Annotated in this window: 1 protein-coding gene; it reads left to right on the forward strand. The window is 46.2% G+C overall.

All coding sequences use genetic code 11. The annotated features are described in order from the left end of the window. Positions 1-1,313 (forward strand): FAD-binding protein (locus ABF87_RS14620; RefSeq protein ID WP_160829849.1); only part of this gene is annotated, 1,313 nt, incomplete at both ends.

Raw genomic sequence — 1,313 nt, forward strand, 5'->3', positions numbered from 1 at the left:
ATGTGGAGGTGAATACAACTGCCTGCCATGGAATTCTTGATGCCGCTCCCAGCTATGAAATGGCACGGCGATCCTTTGACCTTTTAAAAAAACTTGAAGGCTGGGGCGTTAATTTCCCCCTTGATAAGAGTGGTAACTACCTTACCCTGCAATATCACAGTAAAGGCGCATTCCTTACGGGTATGGATGAACCCAATCTTAAGGTAATGATGTCTCGCAGGGCAAAAGATCTCGGGGTAATTGATATAAATCGGGTAATGGGGATAGAGCTTCTCAAGGAAGAAGGGCGAGTGACCGGGGCCATAGGGCTTAATGTCCGAACAGGAGGGCTGGTTGTGTGCCAGGCAAAAGCCGTCATTCTTGCTTCAGGCGGTACTGCCCGGTTCACACTTCCCAACTCAGGCCATCTCTTTGGAACATTTGATTTTCCCGGGAACACGGGTGATGGTTATGCCATGGCTTACCGCGCTGGAGCGGGCGTTACGGGTATGGAGCACACCCATCGGTTTATTCACGTAAAAGATTCAAATATGCCGCTTATGGCAGTTGCCATTACTCGAGGTGCACAGGTTCAGGATGTTTTAAATAACATTGTCATGGATAAAAATAATTATGCCAACGATGAATCTCCCATGGACAATGCCATTGAAACGGGAAGAGGGCCTCTCAGGGTAAAATTGAGTCACTTGAAAACAGAGGTGATTGATGAAATTCAACATCTTTTATTCAGTACGGAAAGGCCCGTGCAGGAGCGGTTCTTTAAAAATCGCGGAATTGATTTTCATAAGAATGACATTGAGCTGGGATACACTGAATGTCAGCTTTGCGGTGGCCATGGCACAACGGGTATTGTTGTTAATGAAAAAGCTGAGACAGATCTGCCCGGCCTTTATGCCGCCGGCGATACGGCCTGCGTTCCAAGGCAGCATCTGACAGGAGCCCTGGTTTTTGGAGAGATTGCTGCCGAACAAGCAATTAAAAGCATTTCATTTGATTCGAAAATAAAAATGGATGACCGGCAGGTTCAATATATAGAAAAACAGCGCAATGAAAGGTTTACAAAAACAGGCCGGGATATAAATATTCGAGATCTGGAATACAAGATGAGACGGCTTATCGGCGATTATGTGGTTTCACCGAAAAATGAATATAAACTTCGCCGGTGGTTTGAATGGTCAGATCAATTCTATGATGAAATTGAAAGTCAGGTTGTTGTCAATACACCCCACGAACTCGCCCGGCTGTATGAGGTCGAGCACATATTGACCTGTGCCACATTGTCTGCCAGCGCTGCCCTTGAACGAAAGGAAAGC

Origin of the sequence: Nitrosomonas sp. JL21 (genome assembly GCF_009833095.1) — a bacterium.
Taxonomy (GTDB): Bacteria; Pseudomonadota; Gammaproteobacteria; order Burkholderiales; family Nitrosomonadaceae; genus Nitrosomonas.